Here is a 20,148-nt window from a genome sequence, read left to right as displayed (position 1 = left end):
AGGCAGAGACGTCCTCCTCCGCACGGCGTACGGAACGGACCGCGACCCGCGCCCATAATTTCCGCTATGCCGCGAACCTCCGCCTTCCCTCCTGCCGCTCGGCCGCACCCCTGGCTGCGGATCTGCGCCGAGCTGGGCGTCGCGGGCGCGCTGATGGTCTTCATGGACTCCCAGGGCTTCCAGGCGGCCGCCGTGCCCGTCCCCACGCGCGCGGTGAAGCTCCTCGCCGGGGCGCTCGTCCTGGCGCTCCTGCTGGTCCGGCGGCGCTACCCCGTCTCCGCCCTCCTGGGCGCCGCCGCCCTGCTCGGGGTGCTGCCCGCGGCCGGGCTGCCGCTCGCCCTGATCGCGTTCGCGACGGCCCGCCGGGTGCCCGACCCGCGCCGCCGCATCGTGGCGCTGCTCGCCGCCTACGGACTCGCCGTGCTGACCTCCGCGCTGTGCGCCCGCCCCCTGGGCGCGGGCAGCTGGCAGTACGGGCTGGCGCTCGGCGCACTGCTCGCCGGAGTCACCGTCATCCTGCCGGGCCTGGTGGGCGCGGCCGCGGGCCAGCAGGACCGCCTGGTCACCGCCCTCGCCGAGCGCACCGCCGCCGCCGAGGAGGCCCAGCGCCTCGCCGACAGCGAGTCCCGCATCCACGAACGCTCCCGCATCGCCGCCGAGATGCACGACCTCGTCGGCCACCGCCTGAGCCTCATCTCCCTGCACGCGGGCGGCCTGGAGCTCGCCCTCGCCAAACAGGCGCCCGAACTGCGCGAGGAAGCCGTCCTCGTCCGCACCGCCACCCGCGACGCCATGCGCGAACTGCGCGACGTGCTCGGCGTGCTCGGCCCCCTCGGCCGCGACACCGGCACCACCGCCCTCACCGACGCCACCGGCACCCGCCCCGACATCGAGGCCCTCGTCGCCGAGTCCCGCAGCGGCGGCATCCCCGTCACCCTCACCTGGAGCGGCCCCGACCTGGACGAGGTCGAGGGCCAGTCGGTACGCCGCGCCGTGCACCGGGTGGTCCGCGAGTCCCTCACCAACGTGCACCGCTACGCCCCCGGCGCCCCGGTCACCGTCACCGTCGACCACACCGGCGACCAGGTGCGCACCGTCGTACGCAACGGACCGCCCCCGGCCTCGGCCCCCGCCACCGGCCTCGGCACCGGCCGGGGCCTGACGGGCCTGCGCGAACGCGTCGGTCTCACCGGCGGCGGCTTCACTGCGGGACCCACCGCCGACGGCGGCTTCGAGGTCACCGCGACCATCCCCACCGGCCCGCACGACGGGCCGCCGTCACCCGCCCCCGCACGCCGCCCGGAGGCGGCCACCTCCGCCGAGGAGTTCGCCCAGTCGGAGGGCTGGAGCGGGATACTGCAACGGCGGCTCGGCGGCGCGATCACCGCCCTGGTCGCCCTCGGCGGGCTCTCCGTGATGATGGCCTTCGCCGTCGGCCTGGTCAGCCAGGCCAGGCCGGGGCCCGAGATCCCGCCGCTGCACGAGGTGACGGTGGGGATGCACCGCAAGGACGTCCTGCGCACGCTCTCCCTGGACAGCCCGGCGGTCCGGGCCGCGGCCGAGGGGCACGAGCCGCCGCGTCCGCAGGGAGTCACCGACTGCGTCTTCCCGTACACGAATGAAATGTCCGATACGGGTGAGCTTGAGGTGACCCGTTACTGTTTCGCGGGTGACACCCTCGCGGCCGTCGACCGGTTCGGTGTGCCGCTGGCACCCTGACGTCCGCGCGTGGGCGTCAGTACCCTGCCGTCCGCCCTGACGTTCCGACCCGCGGGAGCACCCCATGTCGACGCCGCCGCCCACCGTCCGTGTCCTGCTCGCCGACGACGAGGAGATGATCCGCCACGGTGTGCGCATGATCCTCCAGCACGCCGACGGCATCGAGGTCGTCGGCGAGGCGGTCGACGGGGCCGAGGCGGTCGCGCTGGCCGCCGAACTCCGCCCGCACGTCGCCCTGGTGGACATCCGCATGCCCGTGCAGGACGGCCTGGCCACCGTCGCACCGCTGCGCGCCCTGGACCCGGCGCCGCAGGTCGTCATGCTCACCACCTTCGGCGACGAGGAGAACGTCACCCGTGCCCTGCGCTCCGGCGCGAGCGGGTTCCTGCTCAAGGACGAGGGCCCGGAGGAGCTGATCCGCGCGGTGCGTGCCGCCGCCTCCGGCGACGCGGTGCTCTCGCCCGGCGTCACCGGCACCGTCATCAAGCACATGCTCCAGGGCGGGCCCCCGGTCGAGGACGAGGCGGCCGCCCTGGGCCGCCGCCTGGCCTCCCTCACCGACCGCGAGCGCGAGGTCCTCGCGCTCCTCGGCGAAGGGCTCCCGAACCTGCTGATCGCCGACCGCCTGGGCATCGGCATCGGCACGGTCAAGACGCACGTCGGCGCGATCCTCGACAAGACCGGCACCGACAGCCGCGTGCAGGCCGCCCTCCTGGCGCACCAGGCGGGCCTGTCCTCCTAGCACCAGTGCCGGTGCATCGGTCCGAGCACCGGCACCGGTGCACAGAAGAGCCCCTGCGAGTCATGTCCTCGCAGGGGCTCTTCGTCATTCCACCCGCCCGGTGAAAGTTGAGAAGACGATCACGAGCAGGGCGTTGAGGGGTCCCGCCTCACGACGGGGAATGCACACCGCATTCACGGCGTGCGCCGGATTCACGGCGTGATGAGCGGCGTCCGGTTCTTCGCGTCGGCGTAACGCTTCGCCACGTCCTGCCAGTTGACGACGGCCCACATGGCCTCGATGAAGTCGACCTTCTGGTTCTTGTACTGCAGGTAGAAGGCGTGCTCCCAGGCGTCGAAGACCAGCACCGGTACGGAGCCCTGGCCGACGTTGCCCTGGTGGTCGTAGACCTGCTCGACGATGAGACGGCCCGAGACCGGCTCGTACGCCAGGACGCCCCACCCGGAGCCCTGCGTCGTCGCGGCGGCCTTCGTCAGCTGCGTCTTGAACTTGGCGAAGGAGCCGAAGGACTCGGTGATGGCGTCCGCGAGGTCACCGACACCGTCCGCGGCCAGCGGCTCGCCGCCGCCGCTGTCCTTGGGGGAGGCCATGTTGTGCCAGTAGATGCTGTGCAGGATGTGGCCGGACAGGTGGAACGCGAGGTTCTTCTCCAGCCCGTTGATCGAGCCCCAGGCGTCCTTGTCGCGGGCCTCTTCGAGCTGCTCCAGGGTGTCGTTCGCACCCTTCACGTACGCCGCGTGGTGCTTGTCGTGGTGCAGCTCGATGATCTGCGGGTTGATCACGGGCTCAAGGGCCGCGTAGTCGTACGGAAGTTCAGGAAGCGTGTAAATGGCCATGTCGTCCGACCCCTCCGATTGCTTATTGCAAGTCTTATGCATCTGCACGCTACCAGCACTTATTTGACTGAGCAGCTTAGGTATGCCTCAGTAAAAAGCCCTAGGTCCGCATGCCGAGAGCATGCGGACCTAGGGCTGAAGAGGGGGTTGCGGAGGCCTAGTTACGGGCCTGCGCCAGCTTCTGGCGGACGAGGCCGACGATGATCAGGAACACCGTCAGACCGCCCGTTCCGGCGAGCTGGAGACGGGTGTCGGGCTGGCGCAGCATCAGGACGAAGATGACCGCCATGCCCGCCAGCGCCACCCAGGTCAGCCCCGGGAACAGCCACATCCGCACCACCAGCTTCTCCGGCGTCTCCCGCTCGGTGCGGCGGCGCAGGATCAGCTGGGAGACCGCGATGAAGATCCAGACGACCAGGATCAGCGCGCCGATCATGTTCAGCAGCCACGGGAAGACCTTGTCCGGGCTGACCCAGCTCAGCGCCACGCACACGAAGCCGAACACCGACGAGCACAGCACCGCGATGCGCGGCACCCCGCCGGACAGCTTGCCGAGGAAGGCCGGGCCCTGACCGCGCTGGACCAGCGAGTACGCCATGCGGGAGGAGCCGTAGATGTTCGCGTTCATCGCGGAGAGCAGGGCCGCCAGGACGATCACGTTCATGATCTGGCCGGCCGCCGGGATGCCCAGGTGGTCGAGGGTCGCGACGTACGGACCGACCTTGGCGACCTTCGGGTCGTCCCACGGCACCAGCGTGACCACGACCGCCATCGAGCCGATGTAGAAGATCGCGATGCGCCACATCGCGGTGCGCACCGCCTTGGCGACGCCCTGCACCGGGTGCTCGGACTCGGCCGCGGCGATCGTCACCGTCTCCAGGCCGCCGTACGCGAAGACCGAGGCCAGCAGGCCGATGATCAGGCCCTCGCTGCCGTTGGGGAAGAAGCCGCCCTCACCGGTGAGGTGGGTGAGACCGGGGGCGGGGGTGTCACTGCCGGGCAGCACACCGAAGATGGCCAGCAGGCCGATGATCAGGAACAGCGAGATCGCGCCGACCTTGAGTGCCGCGAACCAGAACTCGAACTCGCCGAAGTTCTTCACCGCCGCCAGGTTGGTGGCCAGGAAGATCACCATGAACAGCGCCACCCAGGCCCACTGCGGTGACCCCGGGAACCAGCCCTGCATGATCGACGCCGCGCCGATGCCCTCCAGGCCGACCGCCACGCACAGCAGGAACCAGAACGCCCAGCCCGCCGTGAAGCCCGCCCACGGACCGATCGCCCGCTCGGCGTGCGCGGAGAACGAGCCCGAGCTCGGGTTCGCCGCCGACATCTCGCCCAGCATCCGCATCACCAGCATGACGAGCAGGCCGGATATCGCGTACGCGATGACGATGGAGGGGCCCGCCGCGGCGATGCCCGCGCCCGACCCCACGAAGAGCCCGGCACCGATCACCCCACCGAGGGCGATCATGGAAAGGTGGCGCTGCTTGAGGCCGTGGCCGAGCGAGGCGTCGGCGGCGTCCGGTGCGTCGGGCGTCTGTGAAGGCGGCGGCGGGGGCGCGGAGGTCCGAGACATGAGCGTGCCCTGTTTCACTAGCTGAGACGGTGGGGGAGCGAGCTGAGAGTGGCCATCAGTCTCGGCACGGCACCGCTCAGAGGGAACCGTCGACCGCTATACGGACACCACGCTCACACACCGTGAAAATTTAGGCACGCCTCGCACGCAACTCCCGCACCAGTGAAACAAGCAGCACCAGCCCCGTCGCACCCGCCGACCACAGCAACTGCGGCCGGGCGGAGGCGTCCAGCAGCATCAGCACCAGGACGACGGCCATCGCGGCCAGCGCCGCCCACGTCAGGTACGGGAACGCCCACATCTTCAGCGTGAGCCGTTCCGGCATCTCCCGCTCGATACGACGGCGCAGCTTCAGCTGCGAGACCGCGATCAGCCCCCACACGAAGAGCAGCACCGCGCCGACCGCGTTGAGCATGTACAGGAAGACGGTGTCCGGCCACAGCAGATTGAGCACGACCGACACGAACCCGAACGCGACCGACGCCAGCACCGCCCGCCGCGGCACCCCGCCCGGCGACGTCCTCAGCAGCCCACGGGGCGCCTCGCCGCGCTCGGCCAGCGAGAAGACCATGCGCGAGGAGCCGTACAGGTTGGCGTTGAGCGCCGAGAGCAGCGCCACGAACACCACGATGTTCATGATCGTCCCGGCCGCCGGAATTCCGATCCGGTCGAGCACGGCGACGTACGGACTCAGGCCCGGCGTCATCGAGTCCCACGGCAGCAGCGTCACGATGACCAGCATCGAACCCACGTAGAAGAACAGGATGCGGAACACCGCGCTGCGCACGGCACGCCCGACCGCGCGGGCCGGGTCGTCCGTCTCCGCGGCGGCGATCGTCACGACCTCCAGGCCGCCGAACGCGAAGACGACCGCGAGGACGCCCGAGATCACCCCGGAGGCGCCGTTCGGGAAGAAGCCGCCGTCACCGGTCAGGTTCGCCATGCCGACCGGGTCGGTGTCCGGGAGCACCCCGAAGATCGCCAGCGCGCCCAGCACCAGGAACAGCACGATCGCGCCGACCTTGAGCGCCGCGAACCAGAACTCGAATTCGCCGAAGTTCTTCACCGCGGCCAGGTTGGCGACCGTGAAGACCACCATGAAGATCAGCACCCAGGCCCACTGCGGCACCCCCGGCGCCCACCCGTTCGCGATCTTCGCCGCACCGGTGGCCTCCACCGCCAGGACCACGACCAGCAGGAACCAGTACAGCCACCCCACACTGAACCCGGCCCACCGCCCCAGCGCCCGCTCCGCGTGCACCGAGAACGAACCCGACGCTGGCATCGCCGCCGACAACTCCCCGAGCATCCGCATCACGAGCATCGCGATGGCGCCCGCGATCAGGTACGAGAGCACGATGCCGGGACCGGCGACCGCGATGCCCGCGCCCGAGCCCACGAAGAGCCCCGCGCCGATCACCCCGCCGAGGCCGAGCATCGTCAGGTGGCGCTGTTTCAGCCCTGCGGACAGGGGCTCCTTGGCTTCCTTCGGGTTCTGCGGATCCTGCGGCTGCTGCGGCTGCTGTACGGCCTGGTCGTGCATGGCGCTCGTGCTCTCGAAGGGCCGTCGAGCGGGGCTCGGACGGCCGCGGGGCGGGGGTGGCGGGACGGTCGCGTGATTTGGCGGGACCCCACAGTGTCCCCTCACCCGCCCCCACCGCGCAAAAGGGACCAATCTGCCTTCGCCGCCAGTGACGCGGATCACGCCCCGCCCGTCTGACCTCCGACCCTTTGTGTGAAGTCCACCAAGCCTCTGTTCCCGGCTTTGTCGGCGCTCTAGGGTGATCGGGCGACGGCCCCCGGGTTAACGTCGCCATGTCCCTGACTGCCCCCCTCTTCACCGCGGAGTCCCGATGAGCACTGCTGCCGTAACCACCCGCCCCGGCGCGGTCCTTGCCGACCTGCTTCCGGCCACCCGCGTACGAGACATCGCCCTCGTCGTCGGCGGCGCGGCGCTCACCGGCATCGCTGCCCAGATAGCGATCCCGGTCCCGGGCTCCCCGGTCCCGGTCACCGGCCAGACCTTCGCAGCCCTCCTCGTCGGCACCGCCTTCGGCGCCCGTCGCGGCTTCCTCTCCCTCGCGCTGTACGCGCTGGTGGGCATGGCCGGTGCGCCGGTGTTCCAGAGCGGCACCTCGGGCCCGGGCGGCGCGTCCTTCGGTTACGTCATCGGCATGCTGCTCGCGGCCACCGCGGTCGGTGCCCTGGCGCGGCGCGGCGGAGACCGCTCGGTGCTGCGCACGGCGGGCACCATGGTCGTCGGCTCGGCGATCATCTACGCCGTCGGCGTCCCGTACCTGATGGCCGCCACCGGCATGAACCTCTCCGCGGCCCTCGCCGCGGGCGTCGTCCCCTTCCTCATCGGTGACGCCCTGAAGGCGGCGCTGGCGATGGGCGCCCTGCCCACCGCGTGGAAGCTGGCCGGCCGCAAGGGCTGAGGTTTTTCGCTGTTCGCTTGTACGAGAAGGGGGCTCCCGGCATCGGCCGGGAGCCCCCTTCTCGTACTTGGACGGCGCTCAGTGCTGGGTGACCCGGTCCCGGCGCGACCACCAGAACCCGACGCCACCGGCGGCGAGCAGGAGGGCGCCCGCGATGCCGAGCGGCAGTGCACCGGCGTCGGCGCCGGTTTTCGGCAGCCCGCCCGGCTTGCTCGTGCCGGGCGAAGATGACACCGGCGCCGGTGCGTCCGGACCGAACGGCACGTTCGCCGTGCCGAGCAGCAGCGGGGTGTCGGGGGCGTTGGGGGTCGGCTTCGACGTACCGAAGTCCACCGGGCCCTGCTGCCACAGCAGCTTCTCGCTGGTGCCCTCGGTCACCGGCAGGCAGATCTTGCCCTGCTTCTTCAGGTCGTACGTCGCGTCCACGGCGTACGACTTCGACGCGCCCGCCGCGAGGTCGGCGACGATGCAGGCGAACCCGCTGTTGGAGCCCTTGGGCAGCTTGCCCTCCGGGATCTGCACGCAGCCGGGCACGGCGTCGACCTTCAGGCCGTCGAAGCCGACGACGGCCATCGTGATCTGACCGGTCGCCTTGCTGCCCTTGTTCGCCACGGTCGCGGTGATTTTTGTCTTTCCGCTTTTGTTGTCGACCGAAATCTTTTCGGGGAGTTCGGTGGAGATCTTCACGTCTGCGGGAGCGCTGGGGCCGGGAGTTCCGCCCTTGTCGCTGCCGGGCGTCGGATCGGCGGCGAAGGCCGCGGACGGCAAAACCAGAACGGCCGCGGCCGCGACCGCGAGGCAAGATCCGGCACGCTTGCCGGTGATCTCTTTCCCGATCTTTTCGAGCATTTCCCAGCCCCCTTATTCTGACAGCGCCAGGCGAAGCGTCAGTCGTACATGCAGGAGTACCACAAGATTGCGTCCAACTGTGATGCAATGGTGGGAAGTTAATGCTTCTGTCCTGGTCGCAGCAGGCGCTGAGGAGGGGGACGGGAATGCCGGGATATACGAGTGGCGGGATGCAGGGGTTATTGATCGCCGGTCGTTACCGGTTGGGGCAGACGATAGGCCAGGGCGGCATGGGGCGCGTGTGGCGTGCTGATGACGAGATCTTGGACCGTGCTGTCGCCGTAAAAGAAATGCGCATGGACGGATTGGATGCAGAGGACACCCGAATTCGCCGGGAAAGGACTTTGCGGGAAGCGCGGGCCACAGCACGTATAGACCACCCGAATGTCGTTCGGGTGTACGACGTCGCCGACGAGGGCGAACGCCTGTGGATCGTGATGGAACTGGTCGATTCGCGTTCCCTGGAGCAACTCCTCGTGGAGGACGGGCCGGTGTCGCCGCGCGAGGCGGCCCGAATCGGCCTGGGCGTGACGGCGGCCCTGCGCGAGGTGCACGCGCGCGGGGTCCTGCACCGTGACATCAAGCCCGGCAACGTGCTGCTCGGCCGGGGCAACGACCGTGTCGTCCTCACCGACTTCGGTATCGCCGCCATCCAGAACACCACCGCGCTCACCATCGTCGGCATGCTGGTCGGCTCCCCGGACTACATGGCCCCCGAGCGGGTCGGCGGCCGCCCGCAGGGCGCCCCCTCCGACCTGTGGTCCCTGGGGGCGACCCTGTGCGCGGCGGTCGCGGGCACCTCGCCCTTCACCCGCCCCACCACGATGGCCACCCTCCACGCGGTCCTGTACGAGGAGCCCGAACTTCCGGCCGAGGCGGGTGAGCTGGCCCCGATCCTGGCCGCCCTCCTGGCCAAGGAGCCCGAGGCCCGCCCCACGGTCGAGGCCCTGCACGACGCCCTGACCGCGGTCCTGCTTCCGCCGCGCACTCCGACGCTGGTCGAACGCGGCCCGGTTTTGCCGGTGGTGGAGCCGCGGCAGGAGGAACCCGCCCCGCCCGCCGAGGAGCCTGCCGCCTCCGTCGCCGAGGCACCTGAGCCCGCCACCCCCGAGCCGGACGCCTCCGCCCGGACGGCGGACCCCTCCTCGGCCCCCACAGTCCCCACCCCCACGCCGCCGAGCCACGAGCCGACCCGCGTCGACCCGAACCCGTCCCTGCCGCCGCCCGTTCCCGTACGCGAACCGAAGCCACCGGAAGAGTCACCCGCACCGGAACCGGAGGGCGAGACACCTGTACCGGTGCCGGAGGCGGAAACGCCTGCACCGGAGCAGGGGACGCTCGCGCCGGTGCCGGAGCAGACGCCCGCACAGGAGCGGGAGCCAAAACCAGCACCAGCCCCGGAGCACGTTTCTGCACCCGATCCTGAGCCCGACAGTGACCCCGACCCCGACCCCGACCCCGACCCCGCCCCCGAACAGGCACCACCCCCGGATGCACCCCGCCGCCGCTCCGAGACCGCCGACCTGCGGGCACCCCGGCAAGCACCGCCCCCGGACACGGGCGGGCCGGGCAAGGGACGAGGCGTACGTCTGCGCCGCCCGGGCCTTCGGGGCCGCACGGCGACTCCCGCCGGCACGGTGGCCGCAGGACACCCTCCGGTGCCGGTGGACGCCGTGCCCGCGGCGCCCGCCCCGGCCGCCCCCGACGTTCCGGCCGCGGCGACCACGCCCCTGGCCGAGGACTCCATGCCCCCGGTCGACGCCCCCGAACGTCCGGCGACCGAGCCGCCGCCCCTCGCCAGCACCCCCGCCGAGGAAACCCCCACCCCGTCCCCGGACGCCTCGGCCCCGCCCCGGGAGCCCACCCAGGTCGTCCCGGACACCACGACCGAGGAACCCCCGGCCACACCGGCCCCGGAACCCACGCAAGCCGCACCGGCCCCCACCCCGACACCGGACCCCACCCAGCACACGCAGACGCGCACACCCACCCCGACACCGGCCCCGGAGCCCACCGCGGAGGAGCCGGTCGTCCTCACGCCCACGGCCACCCCGGCGCCCCGGCCGCCACGGCGGGCCCGTTCCCTGCTCGCCGCCGGGCTGGGCGTCGTGGTGGCCCTGGGCATCGCCGTGACACTGGTACTGACGCAGGGCGGGGGGAGCCCCGCGGACAAGGCCGCCGCCCCGAGCACGGGCACGAGCCAGAAGCCCACCGTCGCCGGGACCGCACGTCCCCCCACCGGCGCCGACCGGCCCGGGGCCCGTAACGAGACCGGATTCTCCTGGGTGCCGCCCTCAGGCTGGACCCGCAGCGCCAAGAACCCGGCCAACGTGCACTACCACTCCCCGGACGGCACCCAGGAGATCGCCGCCGCGTACACGCTGGCGCAGGGGGAGGACCTGCTGACGCAGTGGCAGAAGTTCGAGGAGGAGTCGCACGACGTGCAGGACTACCAGAAGATCCGGCTGGAGCGGACGACGTTCCAGGGGCGCCCCGCCGTCATCTGGGAGTACACCTACGCCGAGGGCGGCACGCCGCGCCAGGGCCGTCAGATCGGCTTCAACGCGGGCGGGAAGTCGTACCAGATCAACGTCTGGTTCGAAAAGCCCGCCCGCGTCGAAGCGTTCAAGAACTACGAGCGGGTCGCCGACTCCTTCGAGCCGCTCTGATGCGAGCCGCCGCTCTGAGCGGCCGGCGGAAGGGTGCCGTTGCGCTTCTGCACGACCTCACGCCCCAGCGCGAAGCCCACCACCAGCACCGCGACCAACAGCGACAGGAGCACCTGTGTGCGGCCCGCGTCGTCGGTGAGCATGTAGACGAGCACGAAGGAGATCATCGCGATCGTCGCCCACGTCAGGTACGGGAACAGCCACATCTTCACGACCAGCTTGGACGGGTCCTCGCGCAGGATCATGCCGCGCATCCGCAGCTGCGTGAAACAGATGACCAGCCACACGAAGAGCGCGACCGCACCCGAGGAGTTCAGCAGGAACTGGAAGACCGTGTCCGGCCACATGTAGTTGAAGAAGACCGCGACGAAGCCGAAGACGACCGACGACAGGATCGCGACCTGCGGCACACCGCGCTTGTTCACCCGGGTGAAGGCCTTCGGGGCGTCCCCGCGCTGGCCGAGCGAGAAGGCCATCCGGGAGGCGGTGTAGAGACCGGAGTTCAGGCAGGACAGGACCGCCGTCAGGACGATCACGTTCATGATCTGTCCGGCGTGCGGGATGCCGATGGAGTTCAGCGCGGCGACGTAGGAACCGCCCTCGGCGACCAGCGCCTTGTCGTTCCACGGCAGCAGCGTCAGCACGACGAAGATCGAGCCGAGGTAGAAGATGCCGATGCGCCAGATGACGCTGTTGGTGGCCTTGGTGACGGCACGCTGCGGGTCCTCGGACTCACCGGCGGCCAGCGTGACGATCTCGGAGCCCATGAAGGAGAACACGACCATCAGGACACCGGTCAGGACCGCCCCGTACCCCTTGGGGAAGAAGCCTCCGGTGTCGGTGAGGTGCGCGAATCCCGCCCCCGGGTTGTCCGAGCCCGGCAGGATGCCGAAGACGGCCAGCAGCCCGATGACGACGAACGCCCCGATCGCGACGACCTTGATGCCCGCGAACCAGAACTCGAACTCGCCGTACGACGACACCGAAGCGAGGTTGGTGGCCGTCAGCACCAGCATGACGATCAGGGCCCAGCCCCACTGCGGTATCGCCGGAATCCAGCCCTCCAGGATCTTCGCCCCGGCGGTCGCCTCGACGGCGAGCACCACGACCCAGAAGAACCAGTAGAGCCAGCCGATCGAGAACCCGGCCCACCGGCCGAGCGCCTGGTCGGCGTACGCGGAGAACGACCCGGACGAGGGCCGTGCGGCGGCCATCTCACCGAGCATCCGCATCACGAACACCACCATCGCGCCCACCAGGGCGTACGACAGGAGGATCGCCGGGCCCGCCGCGGCGATGCCCGCACCGGAGCCGACGAACAGCCCGGCGCCGATGACACCGCCGATCGCGATCATGGACAGGTGACGGTTCTTGAGACCGGCCTGGAGGCCGCCGCTGTCACCGGTGCCGGAGCCAGAACCGGGCACACCGGGGTCGCCGGGCCCTCTGTCCTGCTTCTTCGTCGGGGTCGGGTGCGCACTCATGCACAAACCTCATTCGTTCTTCGGGCACGTCGTCGGGCCGCTGGGTCATGACACTCGGCGCAGACGGTCGGTCTGCCGAGCCCCCGCATTCAAGCCGAGCCCGAAGCGATCCGGAAGACCTGATTCCGGATTGTTGTACGGACAAAAGCCCTGGATGTACGTCTGTACGTCCCGAATAACGAGGGACCAAGGTCCTTACCCCGATGCGCCCTACCCCGCGCGGCGCATGCCACACTCGTCCCATGCGCGTGTACCTCGGTTCCGACCATGCCGGATACGAACTCAAGAACCACCTCGTCGAGTGGCTCACGGCCCACGGCCACGAGCCCGTCGACTGTGGTCCCCACATCTACGACGCCCAGGACGACTACCCGCCGTTCTGCCTGCGCGCCGCCGAGAAGACGGCCGCGGACCCCGACTCCCTCGGCATCGTGATCGGCGGCTCCGGCAACGGGGAGCAGATCGCCGCCAACAAGGTCAAGGGTGTACGGGCGGCCCTCGCCTGGAGCGAGCAGACGGCCGCGCTCGGCCGCGAGCACAACAACGCGAACGTCATCTCCATCGGCGGCCGCATGCACACCGAGGCCGAGGCCACGAAGTTCGTGGAGATCTTCCTCTCCACCCCGTACTCGAACGAGGCCCGCCACACCCGGCGCATCGAAATGCTCTCCGCGTACGAGACCACGGGCGTCCTCCCGGAGATCCCCGCCCACCACCCCCAGCAGGGCTGACCTCCCCCGGTGAGGGGGCGGTGACCGCGACAGCTCCCGCCCCCTTCACCACCCCTCGCCGTCCCCGACCGGAGTAGACCCGTGCCCGAAGGCCACACCATCCACCGCCTCGCGCACGAGTACGCCACCCGCTTCAGCCCGCACCCCCGCCTGCGCGTCACCAGCCCGCAGGCCAAGTTCGCCGACTCCGCCGCCCTCCTCGACGGCCACCGCCTGCACACCACCGAGGCCCACGGCAAGCACCTCTTCCTCGGCTTCGGCCCCCTCGGCTGGGTCCACATCCACCTGGGCCTCTTCGGCAAGGTCAACTTCGAGGACTCGCCCCCCGCGGGCCCCGCCAAGACGGACACCGTCCGCCTGCGCCTGGCCACCCCCGACGGCGCGGCGCACGCCGACCTGCGCGGCCCCACCACCTGCACCCTGATCACGGACGCCGAGAAGCAGGCGATACACGCCCGCCTCGGCCCCGACCCCCTGCGCGAGGACGCCGACCCCGACCGGGCCCGCGCCCGCGTCCGCGCCTCCCGCACCACGGTCGCGGCCCTCCTCATGGACCAGAAGGTCGTCGCCGGCGTCGGCAACGTCTACCGCGCCGAAGTCCTCTTCCGGCACGGCATCGACCCGTACACCCCGGGCACGGCGATCACGGACGCCCAGTGGGACGCCATCTGGCAGGACCTCGTGGACCTCATGCGCGAAGGCGTACGCCTCAACCGCATCGACACCGTGCGCCCCGAACACACCCCCGAGGCGATGGGCCGCCCGCCCCGCAAGGACGACCACGGCGGTGAGGTGTACGTCTACCGGCGCGCCACCATGCCCTGCCACCTGTGCGGCAGCGAGATCCGCACCGCCGACCTCGCCGCCCGCAACCTCTTCTGGTGCCCCACCTGCCAACCGGCCTGAAAGGTCAAAACGGCCCACCGGCAGTGGTGTCCACAAGCCCACCGGCACCGGTGCTCAGAAGCACCCACCCACCGGCACCGGTGCTCAGAACCCGTGCGGCAGCCACGGCGCCACATCCGACCCGAACGCCGCCGCGGCCTGCGCCACCGCCCCCTCGCGCAGCTCCCGCACCCGCCCCGCCGCCGCCAGCGCCGCCAGCGAGAACCCGCCGAGATAGGCCGCACCCAACTCCCGTACCGACAGGGCGACATCCGCCGGGTCCGCGGTGCGCACGCACACCGCGCCCTTCGCGTCCCCGGTCAGCCGCCACCGCCCCTCGTTCCACGGGCAGAAGGCGTCCTCGACCTCGAACACCACATCCACCGGCGTCCGGTACGTCCGTGCCTCCAGCGCCGCCCCGACGTCCACCAGCCGCACGTGCAGCGCGTCACGCAGCACCAGCGAACTGCGCCGCAGGTCGGACACCAGGTGCACCCAGGTGTCGTCCGACGGACGGTTCAGGGCGACCAGCTTCGACGTGAGGTCCAGGTCGAACAGGAACCGCCACAGCGCGGCCGCCACCTGCGGAGCCCGCGGCCCGACCGCCTCCAGGTCCTCCAGGAACACCACCCCGTCGGCGCCCGCCGCACTCCACTGCGGCTTCATCCGGAACCGGGCGAAGCCCAGCACCGTGCCGTCGGCGGCCTCGGCCAGGACGCACTGGAGCGCCGTCGCGCCCTCCCGGTCCTTCTCCGGGTCCAGCACCGGCAACCGGTCCCAGCCGGGCTGCCGCGCCATCATCCCGGGACGCCCCGGTACTGCCCGTGCGTAGATCTCCTCGCACGTGCGGTGGACGTCGGGATCGGTCACCTGCGCATACCGCAGCCGTACGTCGTCGGTACCCTCCGGCACGGCGATCCGCACCCGCGCGGTGTCGATCTCGGCCCGCATCTCGAACGTGCCCACGCCGTACCCGAACCGGCCGTAGATCATCGGCTCCGACGCGACGAGCACGGCGACGGCCTCGCCGCGCGCCCGGACGTCGTCGAGCTGGTGGCGCATCATCGAGGTGAGCACCCCGCGCCGCCGGTGCGTGGCGGCCACGCTCACCATGGTCACGGCCGCGACCGGCAGCGACGCCCCGCCGGGCACCGTCATCCGGAAGCTGAAGGAACCCGCGGTCGCGACGCAGCTCTCGCCCTCCCAGACGCCGAGCGTGCGGTCGAACTCGGTCAGGTCGCGGTAGAGCTGCCGCTCCTCCGGCGACTGCGCGACGCCGAAGGCCCGTTCCAGGGACGTGTAGAAGGGGTCCCACTCGGCCGGAGTCAGCACCCGCAGTTCCGTAGTCATATGCCCATGCCTATCAGCGGCCGGTCATGACAAGCCACTCATTTCGAACGCAATGTCATGGGGGTCCCCCTGCGGAGCAGCCGTGAGGGTGGATAGGGTCCACGACAATGGGCGCGGCACGGAGAGTCGATTCGTACACGGCCCGGTGGCGGAAGTCCGCACACCGGGTCCGCAACGGGCTGCGCCGCTCCGGCGTCGACTACTTCCGCGGCGACGGCTCCGACTGGATCGCGCTGGCCGCCCTCCTGCTCACCGTCCCGGCGATCGCCTTCGGCACGATCGTGATGCCGGTGTGGTGCGCGCCGTCCATGCTCGTCCTGCCGATCGTGGCGGGCGGCCTGCTGCTGCGCCCCGCCAGCCTGCTGGGGCTGTACGCGGCCGCCGCCACCGCGCTGATCGTCGAGTCGGTGGTCCTCGGCCCCTACACACAGGGCCCGGCGCGCGTCACTCCCGGCACCGTCCTCACCGTCGCCGCGTGCGGCTTCTTCGGCCTCGTCGTCGCCCAGTTCCGGGCGCGCGTCGGCGTGCCCTGGAGACGCGGCGGCACCATGCTCTTCGACCTGCGCGAACGCATCCGGGTGCAGAGCGCCCTGCCGCAACTGCCCAAGGGCTGGCACCGGGAGATGGCCCTGCGCCCGGCCGGCGGCCAGTCCTTCTCCGGCGACTTCGTCGTCGCCGCGCGCACCAACGGCGGCCGCACCCTGGAAGTCGTCCTCACCGACGTCTCCGGCAAGGGCATGGACGCGGGCTCCCGCGCCCTGCTGCTCTCCGGTGCCTTCGGCGGCCTCCTCGGCTCGCTGCCGCCGCACGACTTCCTGCCCGCCGCCAACGGGTACCTCCTGCGCCAGAACTGGGACGAGGGCTTCGCCACCTCCATCCACCTGGTGCTCGACCTGGAGACGGGGGAGTACGAACTCCTCTCCGCCGGACACCTCCCCGCCCTGCAGCTCCACGCGGGCAGCGGCCGCTGGGAGGAGAAGTCCGGCGAGGGCCCCCTCCTCGGGGTGTACGACGGCGCCGAGTTCGACCCCGGCAAGGGCGTCCTGGCACCCGGCGACGTCCTGATGCTCTTCACGGACGGCCTGGTGGAGGCCCCGGGCCGCGACATCAGCGAGGGCGTCGACCGCCTCACCGGCGAGGCCGACCGCTACGTCTCGGCGGGCTTCGAGGGCGCCGCCTGGCACCTCATCGAAGCCGTCGCCAAGGACGTCAACGACGACCGCGCGCTCCTGCTCCTGTGCCGCGACTGACACCGGTACCGGTGACAGGAACGGGCGCACCGGCGCCGGTGCGAGGGAACACTGCGACAGCACCCGACGCGACCGTGCCCGCGCGCACCTCATAGAGGCGCTCGCGGGCACGGTCACGGCACACGTGCTCACCGTGCCGCCGAAGGTTCCTTCTCCAGCGATACGACATCCGCCGCCGGTACGTCCCTGTCCTTGCCCGGCAGGATCTTCGCCAGCCAGTGCGACTGCCCCGCGGCCAGCGGCCCCAGCACGGCGAGCAGCAGCACGTACCCGGCGATGAACGGCGACAGCCGCTCGTCCAGACCGGCGCCCGCCGCCATGGTGGCGAGGATCAGCGCGAACTCGCCCCGGGCGAGCAGCGTGGTGGAGATGTTCGCTGCGGGCCGCGCCCCGAAACCGTAGATCTTCGCGGCGCTCACCCCCGCGACCACGTTCATCAGCAGGGTGACCGCGACGGCGGCCAGCACCGGCCACAGTACGACGGGCAGGTCGCCCGGGTCGATGGACAGCCCGAACGCGAAGAAGAAGATCGCGCCGAACGCGTCCCGCAGCGGATGCACCAGCTTCATGATCCGCGTCCCGGACGAGGTGCTGCCGAGCATCAGGCCGACCATGAACGCACCGATCGCGTCCGCGACCCCGAACCACTCCGAGATGCCCGCCACGAACACGGCCGCACCGAGGAAGGAGATGACCAGGAGTTCGTTGTCCTCGGTGCCGATCAGCCTGCCGATGACCTTGGTGCCGAACCGGGCGGCCAGGGCGAGCAGCAGCAGGAAGCCGAAGGCCTTGCCCGCGTCGACCGACGCCGCCGCGAGGCTGTCCGCGCCGGACAGGATGGGCTGGAGGGCGGCCAGGTACAGCGCGAGGAAGATGTCCTCGACGACGATGATGCCGAGGATCGGCTTGGTCTCCCCGTTGCCGATGCGGCCCAGGTCCACCAGCACCTTGGTGACGATCGCCGAGGACGAGATGCCGAGCACACCGGCGAGGACGAGGGCCTCCGAGGTCCCCCAGCCGAGCGCGAACCCGAAGCCGAGCCCGGCGCCGACGTTCAGGACGAGATAGGTGGCCCCGGCGAGCGCCATCTTGCGCCCGCCCTCCTTGAGGTCGTCCAGGTGGAATTCGAGGCCGAGGTAGAAGAGCAGCAGGACCAGGCCCAGCGCGGAGAGCATCTCCAGGTCGTGCGGGTCCTTCAGCAGGACCCAGCCGGGCGTGTGCGGGCCGAGCAGGATCCCGGCCAGGATGAACAGGGGGATGGTCGGCAGGCCGATCCGGCCGCCGAGCCGGGCGAGAACAGCGGCGGCGAGAAAGGCGCCGCCCATGGCTATGAGGGTGTCTGCGTGTCCGATGGGACCGTTCCTCCTGTGGCGTCGGGGATCGTCAAAGGGGTGAAGGTCAAGAGCGCGTCAATAAACCGTCAGTAATTAGTTTACCGAACGTTTTACATCGCAAGTAGTCCCCCGCCCCCGGCACCACCTCGACAGCCGGACCCGACTCACCGGCCGACCGCGAACCGCGCTCAGCGGGCCCCGGCCTCCGCTTCCCTTTCCTTGCGGAAGGCCCATCCCAGGTCCGGTTCCGTCACCGGCTTCAGCACCCGCCGCACCACCGGGGTGCACAACGCCGTCACCAGGGCGACCGCGCACAGCGTCACCACGACCCGCCCCACCGGTGTGTCCAGGTGATACGTCTGCACCCAGCCCGCGTACTCCGCGTACCGGATCGCGAAGCCGTGCAGCAGATACCCGCCGATCGTCCCCGCGCCCAACGACGTGAACCACATCCGGCACCGGGGCACCCACGCCAGGAAGCACGCGGTCAGCGCCAGCGCCGCCGCGAACATCGCGAACGTCATCAGCACCCCCACCCACCACGGCTGGCCCATCTCCTGCGCCCCGTGATTGCGGTACACCCAGTCCAACTGGGTGCGCGGCGCGGCCCAGTACAGGAACAGCAGCGACAGCGCGCACACCGGAACCGCCGCCCACCGCACCGTCCACCGCTGCACCAGCCGGAAATGCTCGGGACGCAGCCGCAGCCCCAGCACGAAGAACGGCAGGAACTGCAACACCCGCTGCGCCGACAACTGTTGATCGATCTCCGGCACCGCAGAGGCCGCCGCCGCGATCAGCAGCGCGAGCGGAACGGGCCACCGCACCGCCATGAACAGCGGTGTCAGCAGCCGCCAGAAGAACAGCGCCATGAGGAACCACATCAGGAACCACGGCGACAGCATCCGCACCGGCGCCCGCTCGCCCTCCATCACGCCGAAGAACACCGCGTACGCCGCCTGGAAGACCACGTACGGCACCACAACGCTCGAAACAAGCCGCATCAGCTTGCGCGGCTTCATGTCGAAGGAGCGCGAGAAGTAACCGGAGATCAGGACGAACGCCGGCATGTGGAACACGTACACCCACATGTACAGCGCCTCGGTGGTCCGGCTCCCGGAGAGCACGAGGGGCCACGAGTGCCCCATCGCGACCAGCACGATCGCCAGGTACTTGGCGTTGTCGAAGAAGGCGTCGCGCCCCTTGTTCCCCTTGTCCGGCCGCTCCGGCGCGGTTTTCGCCGCCGGTCTGCGCCCAGGTCCCCCCGCGGAGACGAGTTCGGGGACCGGCTCCCGCAGGTGCGGAAGGGGGACCCTCTGCTGTGTCTGAGGCGTCGGAGACATTTGAGGCACCCTAGTACCGCCCTGAACGTGCGTCACTCGTTGCCCGGTACCCCCGTGTGTCGCCTACACCACTGCTGCGGCAAGATCACGTCGTGATCCGGCCATCGTCCGCGACCGACTGTGCGTCACCCGGCAGTCAGTGATGGGGTGTTGGTGGCACGATGGCCTAGCGGGGGAAGCACTGGGCCGTGTGTCCCCGGGCCGGCAAGGCGGACCGACCAAGGGTGTGATCAGTTGTGGCCATTTCACTGTCAGTGGTGCTGCTGTTGGCAGTCGTTCTCGTGGTGTTGATACGAGGCGGCTCGCTCAAGGCGGGACCCGCTGTCGTCGCGATACTTTTCGGCTTCTTCCTGGCCTCCACCGGCATGGCCGACGACATCCAGCGCTTCCTGAACTCCATAGCCAGCACCCTCAACTCCATCAACTTCTGAGTCCCGGTGCACGGTTGGGACGCAGGTGAAAGAGAAGAGACACACAACAGGCGCAGGAAACAGGCGCACAAAAAGACCTTCGGCCCGGCGAGCGAACTCACCGGGCCGAAGGCCGTTGCAGAGCGGGCGACGGGAATCGAACCCGCGTAGCTAGTTTGGAAGACTAGGGCTCTACCATTGAGCTACGCCCGCACACGCACCTCGCGGACGCCGCAGCGACCGGGGTACGGGAAGCACTGTAGCGGGTCACAGCACATCGACGCACACCCCATCTCCACGAGCCGGCAAAGCGGCCGATGCAGCGCCGCGAGGCATGTACCCTACGTGTCGCACCGACGGGGTGTGGCGCAGCTTGGTAGCGCGTCCGCTTTGGGAGCGGAAGGTCGTCGGTTCGAATCCGGCCACCCCGACCAGCACGATCCTTCTTCCGGCCGTCCTCCGGCCGTCCGCGGGCCGATCGGGACCGTCCCAGGTCCACCCACAAGATCGCATTGTGGGAGCACGTCTG

Annotated in this window: 16 protein-coding genes and 2 tRNA genes; 9 read left to right on the top strand and 9 right to left on the bottom strand. The window is 70.5% G+C overall.

The window, feature by feature from the left end; all coding sequences use genetic code 11:
• Nucleotides 1-66 precede the first annotated feature (66 nt).
• Complete coding sequence (locus ACIO3O_RS20050) at nucleotides 67-1,719, top strand: sensor histidine kinase (protein WP_401747519.1); 1,653 nt, start codon at nucleotides 67-69, stop codon at nucleotides 1,717-1,719.
• Between the two features lie 64 nt (nucleotides 1,720-1,783).
• Nucleotides 1,784-2,461, top strand: a complete 678-nt coding sequence (locus ACIO3O_RS20045; protein WP_401747516.1) for a response regulator — start codon at nucleotides 1,784-1,786, stop codon at nucleotides 2,459-2,461.
• 191 nt (nucleotides 2,462-2,652) lie between these two features.
• Here ACIO3O_RS20045 and ACIO3O_RS20040 read toward each other — a convergent pair whose 3' ends face one another.
• The 3 genes from ACIO3O_RS20040 to ACIO3O_RS20030 all read right to left on the bottom strand — a co-directional run bounded on the left by ACIO3O_RS20040 (nucleotide 2,653) and on the right by ACIO3O_RS20030 (nucleotide 6,419).
• Nucleotides 2,653-3,297 (bottom strand): superoxide dismutase, encoded by a 645-nt coding sequence (locus ACIO3O_RS20040; protein WP_401747513.1) that lies wholly within the window; start codon nucleotides 3,295-3,297, stop codon nucleotides 2,653-2,655.
• 157 nt (nucleotides 3,298-3,454) lie between these two features.
• Entirely contained in the window at nucleotides 3,455-4,876 is a 1,422-nt protein-coding gene (locus ACIO3O_RS20035) for an amino acid permease (RefSeq protein ID WP_401747510.1), read from the bottom strand.
• Between the two features lie 130 nt (nucleotides 4,877-5,006).
• Nucleotides 5,007-6,419, bottom strand: coding sequence for an amino acid permease (locus ACIO3O_RS20030; protein ID WP_401747507.1), 1,413 nt, complete (start codon nucleotides 6,417-6,419; stop codon nucleotides 5,007-5,009).
• A 310-nt stretch (nucleotides 6,420-6,729) separates the two neighbouring features.
• On the opposite strand from ACIO3O_RS20030, the gene ACIO3O_RS20025 reads away from it, so the two are divergent.
• Nucleotides 6,730-7,314 (top strand): biotin transporter BioY, encoded by a 585-nt coding sequence (locus tag ACIO3O_RS20025; RefSeq protein ID WP_401747504.1) that lies wholly within the window; start codon nucleotides 6,730-6,732, stop codon nucleotides 7,312-7,314.
• Between the two features lie 78 nt (nucleotides 7,315-7,392).
• On the opposite strand, the gene ACIO3O_RS20020 is transcribed toward ACIO3O_RS20025, so the two are convergent.
• Nucleotides 7,393-8,163, bottom strand: coding sequence for an LPXTG cell wall anchor domain-containing protein (locus tag ACIO3O_RS20020; protein ID WP_401747501.1), 771 nt, complete (start codon nucleotides 8,161-8,163; stop codon nucleotides 7,393-7,395).
• A gap of 101 nt (nucleotides 8,164-8,264) precedes the next feature.
• Here ACIO3O_RS20020 and ACIO3O_RS20015 point away from each other — a divergent pair, with 101 nt between their 5' ends.
• A complete protein-coding gene (locus tag ACIO3O_RS20015; RefSeq protein WP_401747499.1) occupies nucleotides 8,265-10,832 on the top strand; it encodes a protein kinase in 2,568 nt (855 codons plus the stop codon).
• Here ACIO3O_RS20015 and ACIO3O_RS20010 read toward each other — a convergent pair.
• The gene (locus tag ACIO3O_RS20010; protein WP_401747497.1) at nucleotides 10,796-12,316 is read right to left on the bottom strand and encodes an amino acid permease; all 1,521 of its coding nucleotides are present in this window, start codon (nucleotides 12,314-12,316) and stop codon (nucleotides 10,796-10,798) included. The two genes, ACIO3O_RS20015 and ACIO3O_RS20010, sit on opposite strands and share 37 nt — an antisense overlap.
• 242 nt (nucleotides 12,317-12,558) lie before the next feature.
• Here ACIO3O_RS20010 and ACIO3O_RS20005 point away from each other — a divergent pair, with 242 nt between their 5' ends.
• Nucleotides 12,559-13,047, top strand: coding sequence for a ribose-5-phosphate isomerase (locus tag ACIO3O_RS20005; RefSeq protein WP_401747494.1), 489 nt, complete (start codon nucleotides 12,559-12,561; stop codon nucleotides 13,045-13,047).
• An 81-nt stretch (nucleotides 13,048-13,128) separates the two neighbouring features.
• Nucleotides 13,129-13,953 (top strand): Fpg/Nei family DNA glycosylase, encoded by an 825-nt coding sequence (locus ACIO3O_RS20000; RefSeq protein WP_401747492.1) that lies wholly within the window; start codon nucleotides 13,129-13,131, stop codon nucleotides 13,951-13,953.
• Between the two features lie 84 nt (nucleotides 13,954-14,037).
• Here ACIO3O_RS20000 and ACIO3O_RS19995 read toward each other — a convergent pair whose 3' ends face one another.
• Complete coding sequence (locus tag ACIO3O_RS19995) at nucleotides 14,038-15,282, bottom strand: GNAT family N-acetyltransferase (RefSeq protein ID WP_401747489.1); 1,245 nt, start codon at nucleotides 15,280-15,282, stop codon at nucleotides 14,038-14,040.
• A gap of 107 nt (nucleotides 15,283-15,389) precedes the next feature.
• Between ACIO3O_RS19995 and ACIO3O_RS19990 the strand changes: the two genes are divergently transcribed.
• A complete protein-coding gene (locus ACIO3O_RS19990; RefSeq protein ID WP_401747487.1) occupies nucleotides 15,390-16,532 on the top strand; it encodes a PP2C family protein-serine/threonine phosphatase in 1,143 nt (380 codons plus the stop codon).
• Nucleotides 16,533-16,660: 128 nt separating this feature from the next.
• Here the strand turns inward: ACIO3O_RS19990 and ACIO3O_RS19985 are convergent, their stop codons facing one another.
• Together ACIO3O_RS19985 and ACIO3O_RS19980 are read right to left on the bottom strand one after the other, a co-directional pair.
• Nucleotides 16,661-17,857 carry a cation:proton antiporter gene (locus ACIO3O_RS19985; RefSeq protein ID WP_401747484.1) on the bottom strand — a complete coding sequence of 399 codons (1,197 nt, stop codon included), beginning with the start codon at nucleotides 17,855-17,857 and terminating at the stop codon, nucleotides 16,661-16,663.
• Between the two features lie 197 nt (nucleotides 17,858-18,054).
• Nucleotides 18,055-19,209, bottom strand: coding sequence for an acyltransferase family protein (locus ACIO3O_RS19980; RefSeq protein ID WP_401747482.1), 1,155 nt, complete (start codon nucleotides 19,207-19,209; stop codon nucleotides 18,055-18,057).
• A gap of 236 nt (nucleotides 19,210-19,445) precedes the next feature.
• On the opposite strand from ACIO3O_RS19980, the gene ACIO3O_RS19975 reads away from it, so the two are divergent.
• Nucleotides 19,446-19,640, top strand: a complete 195-nt coding sequence (locus tag ACIO3O_RS19975; RefSeq protein WP_401747479.1) for a hypothetical protein — start codon at nucleotides 19,446-19,448, stop codon at nucleotides 19,638-19,640.
• 121 nt (nucleotides 19,641-19,761) lie between these two features.
• On the opposite strand, the gene ACIO3O_RS19970 is transcribed toward ACIO3O_RS19975, so the two are convergent.
• Nucleotides 19,762-19,832 (bottom strand) — tRNA-Gly (locus ACIO3O_RS19970).
• A gap of 144 nt (nucleotides 19,833-19,976) precedes the next feature.
• Here ACIO3O_RS19970 and ACIO3O_RS19965 point away from each other — a divergent pair.
• Nucleotides 19,977-20,053: transfer RNA gene (locus tag ACIO3O_RS19965), tRNA-Pro, on the top strand.
• Nucleotides 20,054-20,148: the final 95 nt, after the last annotated feature.

It is taken from the genome of Streptomyces sp. NPDC087440, assembly GCF_044744005.1.
Taxonomy (GTDB): Bacteria; Actinomycetota; Actinomycetes; order Streptomycetales; family Streptomycetaceae; genus Streptomyces.
Note: the sequence above shows the minus strand (reverse complement) of the source record. Positions and strands in the feature narration are given on the sequence as shown.